The sequence below is a fragment of the Micromonospora sp. NPDC049836 genome, assembly GCF_044465125.1.
In the GTDB taxonomy this organism is placed as follows: Bacteria; Actinomycetota; Actinomycetes; order Mycobacteriales; family Micromonosporaceae; genus Micromonospora.
In genome coordinates this window covers 301116-316510 of record NZ_JBITLH010000006.1, presented here as the reverse complement: position 1 = coordinate 316510, position 15395 = coordinate 301116, and the positions used below count along the sequence as shown (strand labels likewise).

Here is a 15395-nt window from a genome sequence, read left to right as displayed (position 1 = left end):
GTGCGCCATGACGGCAGAACCCGTGGCGGTCCCCCACGTCGTACGCGTCGACCTCTCCGGTCGCAGTGCCCTGGTGACCGGTGGTGGCAGCGGCATCGGACGGGCCTGTGCCCTGCGGCTGGCGGCGGCCGGCGCGGCGGTGCTGGTGGTGGACCGCAACGTGGCAGCGGCCAGGGCGGTCGCCGCCGAGGCGGGCGGGCGGGCCGAGGGGATCGACCTGGCCGACCCGGCGGCGGTGGACCGGCTCGACGCGGCCGTGGACATCGTGGTCAACAACGCCGGACTGCAGCACGTGGCGCCGGTGCAGGACTTCCCCACCGAGCGCTTCGAGTACATCCAGCGGGTGATGGTGGAGGCGCCGTTCCTGCTGATCCGGCGCGCCCTGCCGCACATGTACGCCGGCGGCTGGGGCCGGATCGTGAACATCTCCTCCGTGCACGGGCTGCGGGCCTCGCCGTTCAAGGCCGCCTACGTCTCGGCCAAGCACGCCCTCGAAGGGCTGTCGAAGGTGGTGGCGCTGGAGGGCGCCGCGCACGGGGTGACCGCCAACTGCATCAATCCGGCGTACGTGCGGACCGCGCTGGTGGAGAGCCAGATCGCCGACCAGGCGGCCAGCCACGGCATCGGCGAGGACGAGGTGGTCGAGAAGATCATGCTGGCCCGGGCGGCGATCAAGCGGCTGATCGAACCGGAGGAGGTGGCGGAGCTGGTGGCGTACCTCTGCTCGCCGCCGGCCGCGTTCATCACCGGTGCCTCGATCGCCCTCGACGGGGGCTGGACGGCCAACTAGTGGCCGCGCGCACAATGTCGGTCATGTCGTCGCCGGTCGAGTTCCTGGAACTGCTGGCCCGGGAGGCCGCCGCCGTCGAGTTCGAGGGCCCGCTGGTCGCCGCCCGGGCCGCCGGGCTGCCCGCCGACCGGCTGGCCGAGCTGGAGCAGGCGAAGGTGGTGGCGCTGCGGGTCCGCGCGCTGCTGGCGCGCCGCCGGCGCCGGGAGACCGAGCTGTCCGGCCTGTACGACACGGCCAGCGACCTGGCCGGGCTGCGCGACCTGGACGACGTGCTGCGGGCGATCGTGCACCGGGCCCGGATCCTGCTCGGCACCGACGTGGCGTACATGACGCTCAACGACGAGGAGCGCGGCGACACGTACATGCGGGTCACCGACGGGTCGATCTCGGCGCGGTTCCAGCGGCTGCGGCTGGAGATGGGCGACGGGCTGGGCGGGCTGGTGGCGCAGACCGGCACCCCGTACGTCACCTCGAACTACCAGGAGGACGAGCGGTTCAAGCACACCGGGGAGATCGACGGCGGGGTGGGCGAGGAGGGCCTGGTGGCCATCCTGGGCGTGCCGCTGCGGCTCGGGTCCAGCGTGATCGGCGTGCTCTACGCGGCCAACCGGTCGGCCCGGCCGTTCGCCCGGGAGGAGGTGTCGCTGCTGGTCTCGCTCGCCGCGCACGCGGCGGTGGCGATCGACACGGCCCGGCTGCTGGCGGAGACCCGGTCGGCGCTGGAGGAGCTGTCGGCGGCGAACAGCACGATCCGGGCGCACAGCAGCTCGGTGGAGCGGGCCGCGGCCGCGCACGACCGGATGACCGCGCTGGTGCTGCGCGGCGGCGGGATGGAGGACGTGGCCGCGGCGGTCACCGAGGTGCTCGGCGGGGCGCTGCTGGCGCTGGACGCCGAGGGGCGGCGGCTGGCCCGGGTCGGCGAGATCGAGGAGCCGGACCGGGCCGACATCGTCGAGGCGGTGGCCGCGTCCCGGACCGAGGGGCGCAGCGTGCGCCGGGGTCCGCTCTGGTACGCCGCGGTGGTGGCCGGCGCGGAGAACCTGGGCGCGCTGGTGCTGCGCCCGGACGGTGAGCTGGTCGACGCCGACCAGCGGATCCTGGAGCGGGCCGCGCTGGTCACCGCGTTGCTGCTGCTGTTCCGCCGGACCGTGGCCGAGGCGGAGGGGCGGGTGCGCGGCGAGCTGCTGGACGACCTGATCGCCCGGCCGCTGCGGGACGCCGACGCGTTGCGCAGCCGGGCCCGCCGGCTCGGGGTGGACCTGGACGCGCCGCACGTGCTGGTGGCGGTCGGCGACGACGCGTTCGCGGCGACCGGTTCGGCCCGGCAGCGGGTGCTCTCCTGGGCCACCACGTACGCCTCGACCCGGGGCGGGCTGGCGGCGGCGCGCGACGGCCGGGTGGTGCTGATGCTGCCGGGTCGGGACGCGGGCGGGGCGGCGCGGGCGGTGGCCCGGGACCTGTCCCGGGTGACCGGTCGGCCGGTGACCGCCGGGGCCAGCGGCCCGTCGAGCGGGCCGGCGTCGCTGGCGGCCACGTTCGCCGAGGCGGAGCGTTGCCTGACCGCGCTGGGCGCGCTGGGCCGCGCCGGGCAGGGGGCGAGCACCGCCGAGCTGGGCTTCGTGGGGCTGCTGCTGGGCGCGGTGGGCGACTCGGGCGACCGGGACGTGGCGCGGTTCCTCACCGCCACGGTGGGTCCGGTGATCGACTACGACGCTCGCCGGGGCACCGCGCTGGTCAAGACGTTGGAGGCGTACTTCGGGGTGGGCGGCAGCCTGGCCCGGGCCGCCGAGCTGCTGCACGTGCACGTCAACACGGTGACCCAGCGGCTGGAGCGGGTCGGCCAGCTGCTCGGCACGGACTGGCAGCGGCCGGAGCGGGCCCTGGAGGTGCAGCTCGCGCTACGCCTGCACCGGCTGCGCGCCCCGGAGGACTGACCCCGGCCGGCGGAAGAACCGGCCGGGGCGGCGCGCGTCCCACCGGCCGGGGCGGCGCGTGTCTCTCCCACCGGCCGGGCAGCCACCGGCCGGGTCGTGCTCAGCGGGCGCGCAGGCCCCCCAGCACGCTGTCCACGATGTGCTCGGGCAGGACCCGGTCGTCCAGCTCGGGGTGCCAGCGCAGCACCCGCTGGACCAGCATCGGGCCGGCGAGCAGCGCGATGGCCAGCTCGATGTCGAGGTCGGCGCGCAGCTCGCCGCTGGCAACCCCGCGCCGCAGCACCTCGCGCATCAGCTTCCGGCGCGGCTCGATCATGTTCTGGTAGAGCTGGTAGTGGTCCGGGCTGCGGTTCACCTCGGGCACCAGGCACGGCATGATCTTGGTGGCCCGCGGGTCGACGTTGTGGCCGATCGCGCCGACCAGCAGCACCAGGTCGTCGCGGACGGACTCCCCGGCGGGCTGGGGCGGGACCCCCTTGAGCCGGCGCAGCGCGTCCATCAGCAGCGCGTCCTTGCCCGGCCAGCGGCGGTAGATGGTGGCCTTGCCGACGCCGGCGCGGGCGGCGATCGCCTCGATGGAGAGCGCCTCGAGGGTGCTGCCCTCGGCGAGCAGGTCGAGGGTGGCCTCGATGATCGCCTCGTCCGCGCGGACGCTCCGCGGTCGCCCGGGCGACCGCGGAGCATCTGCGGTGGAGTTCATGTCAGACATTGTCGCTGAACCTACGCGGTCCCGGCCAACTCCGGCTCGGTGGCCGGCCGGACCTCGGCCGGGGCCGCCGCCGGGCGGGCCGGCATCCAGCGCAGCGCGATCACGACGCCGAGCAGGGCCACCACCGCGGAGAACCCGGCCGCCCAGTGCATCGCCGCCACGAACGAGTCGTTGGCCGCCGAGATCAGCCGGGGCGCCACCGGCCCGAGCTGGGCCGCGGCCGCGTACGCGCCGGAGATGGACTCCTCGGCGGCGTCCCGGGCCGGGGCGGGCAGGCCGCCCAGCGCCGAGGCGATCTCGGACCGGTAGACCGCGGAGAGCACCGAGCCGAGTACCGCGACGCCCAGCGCGCCGGCCACCTGCCGGACCGTGTTGCTGACCGCCGACCCGACGCCGGCCTTCTCCCGGGGCAGCGCGGACATGATCGATTCGGTCGCCGGCGGCATGATGTTCGCCATGCCGACGCCCTGGACGAAGGTCAGGACCAGCACCACCCAGATCGGGGTGACCGCGTCGACGAGGACGAAGCCGCCCAGCGACACCGCGGTCAGGACGAGGCCGACCACCGCGACCGCCCGGCCGCCGAACCGGCGGACCATCGCCGCGCTGCGCGGGGCGAAGAACAGCTGGGCGGCGGCGAAGGGCAGGAAGAGCAGGCCGGTCTCCAGCGGGCTGTAGCCGCGCACCAGCTGCAGGTAGAACGCGTTGAAGAACAGCACGCCCATGGCGGCGAAGAAGACCAGCCCGACCAGCGCCACCGGGGCGGCGAACCGGGGCACCCGGAACAGGCGGACGTCCAGCGACGGGTGGTCGCTGCGCAGCTCGTGGGTGATGAACCAGCCGAGCACGGCGAGTCCACCGGCGATCGCGACCCAGACCTGCGGCCGGCCGAAGCCGTGCTCACCGCCGTCGATGATGCCGTAGGTGAGGGCGACCAGGCCGACCACGGAGAGCAGCACGCCGAGCAGGTCGACCCGGCCCGGCTTCGGGTCGCGGGACTCCGGGACCAGGGCGGCGACCAGCACCACCCCGAGCAGGACCACCGGCACGTTGATCAGGAAGACCGAGCCCCACCAGTAGTGCTCGAGCAGGGCGCCGCCGAGGACCGGGCCGATCGCCACGGCGAGGCCGACCGCGCCGGCCCAGACGCCGATGGCCCGGCCCCGCTCGCGGGGGTCGAAGACGTTGGAGATGATCGACAGGGTCACCGGCATGATGGCGGCGCCGCCGATGCCCATCAGCGCGCGGGTGACGATCAGCTGGGCCGGGTCCTGGGCGTACGCGGAGAGCAGCGAGGCGAGCCCGAACAGGATCAGACCGATCATGAGGAAGCGCTTGCGGCCGAGGCGGTCGCCGAGGACGCCGAAGGTGAACAGCAACCCGGCGAAGACCAGGGTGTAGGAGTTGATCGCCCATTCCAGCTCGCCCTGGCTGGCCCCGAGGCCGTGCACCGGGTCGGCGAGGGTGCGCAGGGCGACGTTGAGGATGGTGTTGTCGAGGACGACCACCAGGAGGCTGATCACCAGCACCCCCAGGATCGCCCACCTCCTCGGGTGTCCGGTGTTCTCGTGCAGTTCCACGCGGTTTCTCCCCCCGGTTCCCCCGCATCCAAATACGATACGGGGCAGACTCGTAACGACGACGAGCCTAGGTGAGAAGGTTTCGATACGGAACCGGTTCGTATCGTTTGTGGTCCAGGTCACCCACCGCCCGCCCGGACCGGCCGACCACGAAACGAACCCCCCGGCGGCGCTCGGCCGTCGGGGGGTTCGTCGGGGGCGGTGGTTGTCGGGCCGCCACCGCGGCAGGGTCACCGGCGCCGCAGCCCTCGCCGGCGCAGCGCCCACTGGGCGACCGTGCCCCAGATGCCGCGCCGGAACAGCAGCACCACCAGGACGAAGATGCCGCCGGTGACCAGGCCGATCGCCTCGAACCCGGAGAACGACAGCCAGTCCTCCAGGCGCACCACCAGGGCCGCGCCGAGCACCCCGCCCCACAGCGTGCCGATGCCGCCGAGCACCACCACGATGACCGCCTTGCCGGAGGTGGTCCAGTGCAGCACGTCCAGCGAGACGAACCGGTGGCCGACCGCGAAGAGCCCGCCGCCCAGCCCGGCCAGGAACCCGGAGAGCACGAACGCGGTCAGCTTGTAGCGGTGCACCGGATAGCCGAGCGCGCGGGCCCGGGCCGGGTTGTCCCGGATGCCGACCAGCACCCGGCCGAACGGCGAGTGCACGATCCGCCAGGCCGCGGCGAGCCCGAGCAGCACGATCGGCAGGATCGCGTAGTAGAAGTAGTAGTCGTCGGTGAGGTCGAGCCCGAAGAACTCCCGGGGCACGCCCTGCAGGCCGTTCTCGCCCTGGGTGACCGACCGCCACTCGTTGGCCACGTAGTAGACCAGCTGCGCGAAGGCCAGCGTAACCATCGCGAAGTAGATCCCGGTCCGCTTGACCGCCAGGTAGCCGATCGGCACCGCGAGCAGCGCCGCCGCCAGGGCCCCGGCCAGCACCGCCAGCGGGAAGGGCAGGCCGGCGTGGATCGCGACGAGACCGGTCACGTACGCCGAGGTGCCCCAGAACGCGGCGTGCCCGAAGGACATCAGCCCGGTGAAGCCGAGCAGCAGGTCCACCGAGACGGCGAAGAGCGCCCAGCAGAGGATGTCCACGGCCACCGCCGGGTAGAGCCCGTTGGGCAGCCAGAGCGCCGCCACCAGGCCGGCGGCGAGCAGGGCGTACCGGACCCAGCCGGGGGCCCGGGCCACGGTGAGCAGCCCGGACGGGGGCGCCGGGCGGGCCGCCTCCCCGGCGGGAGTGTCCACCACGCCGCTCGTCGCCCCCTCGGTCGGCGGCTGCCCGGCTCGCAGACCCGGCTCACTCCGCGCGCTCACGCCGGGGCCTCCTCACGGCCGAACAGGCCGGCCGGGCGCCAGAGCAGCACCGCGGCCATCACCACGAAGACGACGGTCTGCGACACGATCGGGAAGTCCGACAGGTACGCCTCGCCCCAGGCCTGGACCAGCCCGATGCCGAAGCCGGCCGCCACCGAACCGAAGATGGAGCCGAGGCCGCCGATCACCACCACCGCGAAGACCACGATGATCAGGTCGGCGCCCATCAGCGGATTGACCGCGCGCATCGGGGCCGCGAGGACCCCGGCCAGCCCGGCGAGGGCGATGCCGAAGCCGAACACCGGGGTGACCCACCGGCCCACGTCGATGCCGAGGGCCCGGGTCAGCTCCGGCCGCTCGGTGGCCGCCCGGACCACCGTGCCGATCCGGGTCCGCCCCAGCACCCACCACACGGCGACGCAGAGCAGCACCGTGAAGCCGAGGATGAAGACCCGGTACGTGGGGAAGTCGAAGAGCCCGAAGTCGACCGTCCCGCTCAGCTCGGCCGGCGTGGCGTACGGGCTGGACTGCACGCCGTACCGGGACTTCACCAGGTCCTGGAGGATCAGCGTCAGGCCGAAGGTGAACAGGAAGTTGTAGAGCGGGTCCAGCCGGGTCAGCCGGTGGATCACCGCCCGTTCCAGCGCCATCCCGAGCAGGCCCAGCGCCAGCGGCATGATCACCAGGGCCGCCCAGAACGGCACGCCCGCCTCGGCGAGCAGCACGTACGCCCCGAACGCGCCGAGCATGTAGAAGGCGCCGTGGGCGAAGTTCACCACCCGCAGCATGCCGAAGATGACCGCGAGCCCGAGGGCGAGCAGGGCGTAGAACGCCCCGCCCACCAACCCGTTGAACGTGTTCTGCAGGAACCCGGACATGTCAGAGCGTGCAGTCCGGGGACGGGGCGCGGAACGCTTCGGCCGCCGGGATGGTCTTGAGGATCTTCACGTAGTCCCACGGCTCGCCGACCTCGGCCTGCGGCTTCACCTGGGCCAGGTAGGCGTCGTGGATGACCCGGTGGTCCTCGGCGCGGATCTTGCCGTTGCGCAGGAACAGGTCGTTGATCTCCTTGCCCTCCAGCCCCTTGACCACGGTGTCCGCGTCGTCCGTGCCGGCGGCCTGCACCGCCTCCAGGTACTGCATGGCCGCGGAGTAGTTGGCCGCGTGGGCGAACGACGGCCGGGTGCCGGTCTCCTGCTGGAACCTGTCCGCCCACTCCCGGTTCTGCTGGTCGAAGTTCCAGTACCAGGCGTCGGTGTAGGTGGTGCCGGCCAGCGCGGCCGGGGTGAGCGAGTGGATGTCGGTGATGAACATCAGGCCGACGGCCAGCCCGACGCCCTTGTCCCGCAGCTTGAACTCGTTGTACTGCTTGACCACGTTGACCAGTTCGGCGCCGGCCTGCATGGTGCCGAGCACCTGCGGCTTCGGGTTCAACGTGGGCGCCTTGAGCAGGAACGAGGAGTAGTCGCCGCTGGTGTTCGGGAACGGCGCGCCGTCCTTGCCGACCACCTGGCCGCCGGCCGCGCTGATGGCCGCGGAGAAGCTCTTCTCCATGTCCTGCCCGAAGGCGTAGTTCGGGTAGAGGATGTACCAGTTCTTGCCGACCTGCTCGGTGGTCACCGTGCCGGTGCCGTGCGCCAGCATGTAGGTGTCGTAGGCGTAGTGGAACGTGTACTTGTTGCAGCTCTTGCCGGTCAGGTCGGTGGTCGCCGCGCCGATGTTGAAGTAGAGCTTCTTCTTCTCCTTGGCCACGTCGGCGACCTTGAGGGCGGCCGAGGAGGTCGGCACGTCCAGGATGGCGTCGACGCCCTTGCGGTCGTACATCTCCTGGGCCTTGCTGTTGGCCACGTCCGGCTTGTTCTGGTGGTCGGCGGTCTCCACGGTGATGTCCTTGGTCACCGCCTTGTCGCCGTACTTGGCCTTGAAGTCGGCGATGGCCATCTGCACGGCCTTGACCGAGTTCCGCCCGGACAGCTCCGAGTACGCCCCGGACTGGTCGTTGAGCACGCCCAGCACGATCTTGTCGCCGGTCAGCTTCGAGTCGCCGCCGGACTGCGGACCACCGCCGCCACAGCCGGCGACCAGCAAGGCCGCCGCCGACGCCGCGGCCACACCCACGCTCCTACGCATGTCCATCCCCTTCGTACCGCGCGGTCCGCGCGGGTCAGCCGTCGTGTCAGATGCCGAGGTACGCCAGCAGCTCGCGCTCCCGCGAGCGCACCTCGGAGTTGTCCATCGCCTCCGCGATGCGTCCCTCGGCCAGCAGGTAGTGCCGGTCGGCGACGCCGGTGGCGAAGTGCAGGTTCTGCTCGACCAGCAGCACGGTCACGCCGTGCCGCTTGGCGTCCCGCAGCAGGTCGCCGACCTGCCGCACGAGCAGCGGCGACAGGCCCTCGGTGGGCTCGTCGCAGAGCAGCAGCCGGGCGCCCATCCGCAGCACCCGGGCCAGGGCGAGCATCTGCTGCTCGCCGCCGGAGAGCCGGGTGGCCGGCGAGTCGCGCCGGGTGTGCAGGGCCGGGAACGCCGCGTAGATGCGGTCCAGGGACCACGGGTCGGGACCGACCCGGGGCGGCAGGGTCAGGTTCTCGGTGACGGTCAGGGTGGCGTACGCGCCCCGGTCGTCGGGCACCCAGCCGAGCCCGGCCCGCGCCCGCCGGTACGCCGGCAGCCGGGTGATGTCCCGACCGTCCAGGGTGACGGTGCCCCGCTGGCCGGGGTGCAGCCCCATCACGCTGCGCAGCAGGGTGGACTTGCCGGCCCCGTTGCGGCCGACCAGGGTGACCACCTCGCCGGCGGCCACCTCCAGGCTCACCTCCCGCAGCACCTGCGCCTCGCCGTACCAGGCGGAGAGGTTCTCAATGCGCAGCATCCGCGGCTCCCAGGTAGGCGGTGATGACCCGCTCGTCGGCGCGGACCTGCTCGTAGGGCCCCTCGACGAGCACCTTGCCGGCCTGCAGGACGGTGACGGTGTCGGCCAGCCGGCCGACGACGCTCATGTTGTGCTCCACCATGACCACGGTGCGGCCCGTGCGGACCGTGGCGATCAGGTCGACGGTGCGGTCGACGTCCTCCAGTCCCATGCCGGCGGTGGGCTCGTCGAGCAGCAGCACCTTCGGGTCGAGGGCGAGGGCGATGGCCAGCTCCAGGGCCCGCTTGCGGCCGTACGCGAGGGCCTCGGCGGGGGCCTCGGCCAGCTCGGCGAGGCCGACCATGGCGAGCAGCTCGTCGGCTCGCTCCCGGTAGCGGCGCATCAGCTTCGCCGAGCGCCAGAACCGCCAGCCCAGCCCGCTGCCCGACTGGAGCGCCAGCTCGACGTGCTCGCGGGCGGCGAGCTGCGGGAAGAGGCTGGTGATCTGGAACGAGCGGGCCACCCCGAGCCGGGCGACCCGCTCCGGGGGCAGGCCGGTGACGTCCCGCCCGGCCAGCTCGATCCGCCCGCCGCTGGCCGGCAGGAAGCCGGTGAGCAGGTTGAACAGCGTGGTCTTGCCGGCGCCGTTCGGCCCCACCAGGGCGTGCACGGACTCCGGCGCCACGTCGAGGTCGACCCCGTCGACGGCCCGGAAGCCCCGGAAGTCCCGGGTCAGCCCGCGGGCCGACAGGATCGCTTGCCCGGCCATCGCCACACCCTCCGCAGGTCCCACCATGCGGCGGCCAGGTCGGTGACCGGGGTCACAGGGCCGTCGCGTGCAGGAAACCTACGGCGCGTTCACCGGATCGAACCATGTCGACCGACCACACATTCGCCCCCGGGCGGACGGCCTGGCCCGCCATAGTGGGCGGGCCAGGCCGGCGCGCCCCGTCGCCCGGGGGGTCATCGGCGGGCGTCGACATGTGGTGGCACCACCGCCGCGCGGCGCGCCCCGGCCGCGTCCCGCCGGAGCGCCCCCGCCGTGGCCGGGGACGGGCCTACCGGTCGCCGTCGACGCCGCCGCACCCGCGGAGCCCGTGCCCTCGGCGCCCGGCACGGGACGGCAGCCGGCGGCGCCCGCGGCGTTCGGTGCGGGACGGCGCCCGGCGGGTAGGGGTCGGGGCGAGGCACGGTCCGGGGTGGACGGCGGGAAACTTGCGCCGATAGTTTGGGGGTGGCCGCCGCGTCGAGCGGGCCTCCGGGCGTCGCACGTCCGGACGGGACCCCGTCCGCCGCCGGTCGAGCGCCGCCCGTCGCGAGCCGGCGCGCCGGCGGGTCGGCGGCCCGTTGGCCTGAGCGGGCGCTCCCGCCCGGTCCCGGGGTGGGAGCACCCGCTCAGCTCGTCGCGGGACGGCTCGCCGCGGTTCAGCGCCGCGGAGCAGCCGTTCGCGGGGCAGCCGCCGCCGGCGACGGTTCAGCCCGTCGCGAGCCGCCGCGGATCAGCCGGTCAGCGCGGTCAGGGCCAGGTCGACGTCCGCCTCGGTGGTGTAGAGGTGGAACGACGCGCGGACCCGGCCGGCCCGGACGGCGGCGCGCACCCCGGCCCGGGCCAGCTTCTGCTGCGCGTCCGGCACGGTCACCGAAACGATCGCGCTGTCCCCCGGCGGTTGGCCCAGCCCGGCGAGGAACCGGTTGGCCAGCGCCACGTCGTGCTCGCGCACCGCCGCCAGCCCGACCTCGGCGAGCAGTTCGAGGGCGGGAGCCGCGCCGACATAGCAGAACCACGCCGGGGAGATGTCGAAGCGCCGGGCGTCGTCGGCCAGCCGCAGCGGCAGGCCGTAGTAGGAGTCCTGCGGGTCCTTGCCCGCGTACCAGTTGGCCGCGTCCGGGCGCATCCGCTCCCGCAGCGCCGGGGACAGGTAGGCGAAGGAGGCGCCGCGCGGCGACATCAACCACTTGTACGCGCCGACCACCACCGCGTCGGCGAGGCTCGCGTCGAAGGGCAGCCAGCCGCAGGCCTGGGTGGCGTCGACCACCACGAACGCGCCGTGCGCCCGGGCCGCCGCGACGATCTCCTGGTACGGCACGACGGTGCCGTCGGCGGACTGCACCAGGCTGAACGCGACCACGTCGGTGCCCGCGTCGATGGCGTCGACCAGGCCGGCCAGCGGGACGGTCCGCACCCGTACCCCCCGGTCCTCCTGCACCAGCCAGGGGAAGAGCAGCGAGGTGAACTCCACCTCGGGGACCACGACGGTCGCTCCCGGCGGCAGCGCGGCGGCCACCGGGGCGAGCAGTTGCGAGGCGGTGCTGCCGACGGTCACGTCCTCGGCGGGTACGCCGACCAGGCCGGCGAAGGCCGCCCGGGAGCGGCCGACGGCCGGGTCCCAGCCCTCGAAGGAGACCCGCCCGCCCCGCCAGTCGGCGAGCACCTCCTGCACCGCCTCCCAGGCGGGGTCGGGCGGCAGCCCGTAGGTGGCGGTGTTCAGCCACCCGGGCTCCGGTTGCCAGAGCTTCTGCGCCTGCGCGAGGTCCATGCCTCGACGCTAACGAGCGCCGGCGGCGGCCGGCACGGCCAATCCGCGGCCCGCGGCCCTCGGCGCCCACCGGCGGGCAGGTCGCGGACGCCCCGCGGCGAGGGCGGCCGGGGTCAGCTGCGGACGCCCCCGCGGCGAGGGCGGCCCGGGGTCAGCTGACGTTGGCGGGGCCGAGCACGCTCTTCAGGTCGCCCATCAGCGCCGTGGTGGCGGCCACCCGGAACGGCCCGAGCCGCAGCGTGGTGACCTTGCCGCCGTTGAGCAGCTTGACGTGCACCTCGGTGTCGCCGGGGTGCAGCACCAGGGTCTCCTTGAGCTTCTCCACCAGCGGCGGCGTGCAGCGGTGCACCGGGATGGTCAGGGTGACCGGCTTGGTCGCCGGGTTGCTGGTGACGTCCGGCATGGACATGTCCATCGCCATGATCCGCGGGGTGTCGTCGCGGCGGTCCACTCGCCCCTTGACCACCACGATGGCGTCCTCGGCGATGTACTGGCCGATCACCTCGTAGGTGTTCGGGAAGAACAGCGTCTCCACCCCGCCGGCGAGGTCCTCCAGGGTGGCCGAGGCCCACGCCCGGCCCTGCTTGGTCACCCGGCGCTGCACGCCGGAGAGGATGCCGGCCAGGGTGACCACCGCGCCGTCGGGCACCGCGCCCTCCTCGTTGAGCGCGGCGATGGTGGTGTCCGCGGCGGCGTTGAGGATGTGCTCCAGGCCGAACAGCGGGTGGTCCGAGACGTACAGGCCGAGCATCTCGCGTTCGAACGCGAGCTTGTCCCGCTTGTCCCACTCCCCCGCGCCGATGGTTGGCATCACCGTGGTGCTGCCGCCGGTGTCCGCGTCGCCGAAGCCGGCGCCGAAGAGGTCGTACTGACCGACGGCCTCCTTGCGCTTCACGTCCGCGTACGCGTCGATCGCGTCGGCGTGCACGGCGAGCAGGCCCTTGCGCGGGTGGCCGAGCGAGTCGAACGCGCCGGCCTTGATCAGCGATTCGATGGTCTTCTTGTTGCAGACCACCGCGTCCACCTTGGACAGGAAGTCGTAGAAGTCGGTGTAGCCGCCCTTCTCGTCCCGGCACCGCATGATCGAGGCGACCACGTTCGCGCCGACGTTGCGGATGGCGGCCAGGCCGAAGCGGATGTCCTTGCCGACCGGGGTGAACGGCCCGGCCGAGGTGTTGACGTCCGGCGGCAGCACCTGGATGCCCATCCGGCGGCACTCCGACAGGTAGAGCGCCATCTTGTCCTTGTCGTCGCCGACGGAGGTGAGCAGCCCGGCCATGTACTCGGCCGGGTAGTTGGCCTTGAGGTAGCCGGTCCAGTACGACACCAGCCCGTAGCCGGCGGTGTGCGCCTTGTTGAACGCGTAGTCGGCGAACGGGACCAGGATGTCCCAGAGGGTCTGGATGGCCTCGTCGGAGTAGCCGTTGCCGCGCATGCCGTCGCGGAACGGCACGAACTCCTTGTCGAGGACCTCCTTCTTCTTCTTGCCCATCGCCCGGCGCAGCAGGTCGGCCTGGCCGAGGCTGTAGCCGGCGAGTTTCTGCGCGGCGCGCTGCACCTGCTCCTGGTAGACGATCAGGCCGTAGGTGGGGCCGAGGATCTCCTCCAGCGGCTCGGCCAGCTCCGGGTGGATCGGGGTGATCTCCTGCAGGCCGTTCTTGCGCAGCGCGTAGTTGGTGTGCGAGTTGGCGCCCATCGGGCCGGGCCGGTAGAGCGCCAGGACGGCGGAGATGTCCTCGAAGTTGTCCGGCTTCATCAGCCGCAGCAGCGAGCGCATCGGGCCGCCGTCGAGCTGGAACACGCCGAGCGTGTCGCCGCGGGCCAGCAGCTCGTACGTCGGCTTGTCGTCGAGCGGGAGCTGGAGCAGGTCGACCTTGCGGCCGTGGTTGCTCTCGATGTTCTTCAGCGCGTCGTCGATGATGGTCAGGTTGCGCAGGCCGAGGAAGTCCATCTTCAACAGCCCGAGCGACTCGCACGTCGGGTAGTCGAACTGGGTGATGATGGCCCCGTCGGCGTCCCGGCGCATCAGCGGGATGTGGTCGATGATCGGCTCGGCGGACATGATGACGCCGGCGGCGTGCACGCCGGTCTGCCGGATCAGCCCCTCGATGCCGCGCGCGGTGTCGATGACCTTCTTGACGTCCGGGTCGGACTCGTAGAGGCCCCGGATCTCGCCGGCCTCGGCGTAGCGCGGGTGCTTCGGGTCGAAGATGCCGGTGAGCGGGATGTCCTTGCCCATCACGGCCGGGGGCATGGCCTTGGTGATCCGGTCGCCGACCGCGTACGGGTAGCCGAGCACCCGGGCCGAGTCCTTGATCGCGGCCTTCGCCTTGATCGTGCCGAAGGTGGCGATCTGCGCGACCTTGTCCTCGCCCCACTTCTCGGTGACGTACTTGATCACCTCACCGCGCCGGCGCTCGTCGAAGTCGATGTCGACATCCGGCATCGAGACCCGCTCGGGGTTGAGGAACCGCTCGAAGATCAGGCCGTGCGGCAGCGGGTCCAGGTCGGTGATGCCCAGGGCGTACGCGACGAGCGAGCCGGCGGCCGAACCGCGGCCCGGGCCGACCGCGATGCCCTGGCTCTTGGCCCACTGGATGAAGTCGGCGACCACGAGGAAGTACGACGGGAAGCCCATCTGGATGATGACGCCCAGCTCGTACTCGGCCTGCTTGACGTGGGTCTCGGGAACCCCGCCGGGGAACCGGCGGGCCAGCCCCGCGAACGTCTCCTTGCGGAACCAGGACTCCTCGGTCTCCCCCTCCGGGGTCGGGAAGCGCGGCATCAGGTTGCGGAACTCGAACATCCCGGCCGGGTCGACCTTCTCGGCGATCAGCAGGGTGTTGCGGCACCCCTCCAACCAGAGCTCGGAGGTGTTCACCGCGCGCATCTGGTCGGCCGACTTGATGTAGTAGCCGCCGCCCTCGAGCCGGAACCGGTTGGGGTCGTCGATGTTGCTGGCGGTCTGCACGCAGAGCAGGACGTCGTGCGCCTCGGCCTGCGACTCGGTGGTGTAGTGCGAGTCGTTGGTGACCACCGGCGGGATGTTGAGCTTGCGGCCGATCTGGGTCAGCCCCTCCCGGACCCGCTTCTCGATGTCCAGGCCGTGGTCCATCAACTCCAGGAAGTAGTTCTCCCTGCCGAAGATGTCCTGGTACGCCCCGGCGACCTTGAGCGCCTCGTCGAACTGCCCGAGCCGCAGCCGGGTCTGCACCGCACCGGACGGGCAGCCGGTGGTCGCCATGATCCCTTCCGCGTACTCGGCGATCAGCTCCATGTCCATCCGGGGCCACTTGATGTAGTGGCCCTCCATGGAGGCGCGCGAGTTGAGTTTGAACAGGTTGTGCAGTCCGGTCCGGTTCTGCGCCCACATGGTCATGTGGGTGATCGCGCCGTTGCCGGAGACGTCGTCGCTCTTCTGCTCCGGCCGGCCCCACTTGACCCGCTGCTTGTGGAAGCGCGACTCCGGCGCCACGTACGCCTCGACGCCGAGGATGGGGGTGACCCCGGCGGCCATCGCCTGCTTGTAGAAGTCGTTCGCGCCGTGCATGTTGCCGTGGTCGGTCATCGCCACCGCCGGCATCCCCTGCCGGCCGACCTCGGCGAAGAGGTCCTTGAGCCGGGCCGCCCCGTCGAGCATCGAGTACTCGGTGTGTACGTGCAGATGCGCGAACGAATCGCCCATGCGAG

Annotated in this window: 11 protein-coding genes; 2 read left to right on the top strand and 9 right to left on the bottom strand. The window is 72.7% G+C overall.

Annotation, left to right across the window (positions count from 1 at the left end; translation table 11 throughout):
- Positions 1 to 7: 7 nt before the first annotated feature.
- On the top strand, positions 8 to 790 hold the full coding sequence (locus ACIBPB_RS18850) for a 3-hydroxybutyrate dehydrogenase (protein WP_396840850.1): 783 nt from the start codon (positions 8 to 10) through the stop codon (positions 788 to 790).
- A gap of 14 nt (positions 791 to 804) precedes the next feature.
- Positions 805 to 2724 (top strand): helix-turn-helix domain-containing protein, encoded by a 1920-nt coding sequence (locus ACIBPB_RS18845; protein WP_396840849.1) that lies wholly within the window; start codon positions 805 to 807, stop codon positions 2722 to 2724.
- Between the two features lie 100 nt (positions 2725 to 2824).
- On the opposite strand, the gene ACIBPB_RS18840 is transcribed toward ACIBPB_RS18845, so the two are convergent.
- The 9 genes from ACIBPB_RS18840 to dnaE all read right to left on the bottom strand — a co-directional run bounded on the left by ACIBPB_RS18840 (position 2825) and on the right by dnaE (position 15390).
- Positions 2825 to 3433 (bottom strand): TetR/AcrR family transcriptional regulator, encoded by a 609-nt coding sequence (locus ACIBPB_RS18840; protein ID WP_396840848.1) that lies wholly within the window; start codon positions 3431 to 3433, stop codon positions 2825 to 2827.
- An 11-nt stretch (positions 3434 to 3444) separates the two neighbouring features.
- Positions 3445 to 5013, bottom strand: a complete 1569-nt coding sequence (locus ACIBPB_RS18835; RefSeq protein WP_396840847.1) for an MFS transporter — start codon at positions 5011 to 5013, stop codon at positions 3445 to 3447.
- Between the two features lie 230 nt (positions 5014 to 5243).
- On the bottom strand, positions 5244 to 6254 hold the full coding sequence (locus ACIBPB_RS18830) for a branched-chain amino acid ABC transporter permease (protein ID WP_396840974.1): 1011 nt from the start codon (positions 6252 to 6254) through the stop codon (positions 5244 to 5246).
- A 62-nt stretch (positions 6255 to 6316) separates the two neighbouring features.
- Complete coding sequence (locus tag ACIBPB_RS18825) at positions 6317 to 7198, bottom strand: branched-chain amino acid ABC transporter permease (RefSeq protein WP_357323620.1); 882 nt, start codon at positions 7196 to 7198, stop codon at positions 6317 to 6319.
- 1 nt (position 7199) lies between these two features.
- On the bottom strand, positions 7200 to 8456 hold the full coding sequence (locus tag ACIBPB_RS18820; RefSeq protein WP_396840846.1) for an ABC transporter substrate-binding protein: 1257 nt from the start codon (positions 8454 to 8456) through the stop codon (positions 7200 to 7202).
- Between the two features lie 40 nt (positions 8457 to 8496).
- Entirely contained in the window at positions 8497 to 9189 is a 693-nt protein-coding gene (locus ACIBPB_RS18815) for an ABC transporter ATP-binding protein (RefSeq protein WP_396840845.1), read from the bottom strand.
- On the bottom strand, positions 9176 to 9937 hold the full coding sequence (locus tag ACIBPB_RS18810) for an ABC transporter ATP-binding protein (RefSeq protein WP_357323610.1): 762 nt from the start codon (positions 9935 to 9937) through the stop codon (positions 9176 to 9178). The genes ACIBPB_RS18815 and ACIBPB_RS18810 overlap by 14 nt, the downstream gene beginning before the upstream one ends.
- Before the next feature lie 730 nt (positions 9938 to 10667).
- Positions 10668 to 11705, bottom strand: a complete 1038-nt coding sequence (locus ACIBPB_RS18805; protein WP_396840844.1) for an aminotransferase class V-fold PLP-dependent enzyme — start codon at positions 11703 to 11705, stop codon at positions 10668 to 10670.
- 151 nt (positions 11706 to 11856) lie between these two features.
- Positions 11857 to 15390, bottom strand: coding sequence for a DNA polymerase III subunit alpha (gene dnaE, locus ACIBPB_RS18800; RefSeq protein WP_396840843.1), 3534 nt, complete (start codon positions 15388 to 15390; stop codon positions 11857 to 11859).
- Positions 15391 to 15395 lie beyond the last annotated feature (5 nt).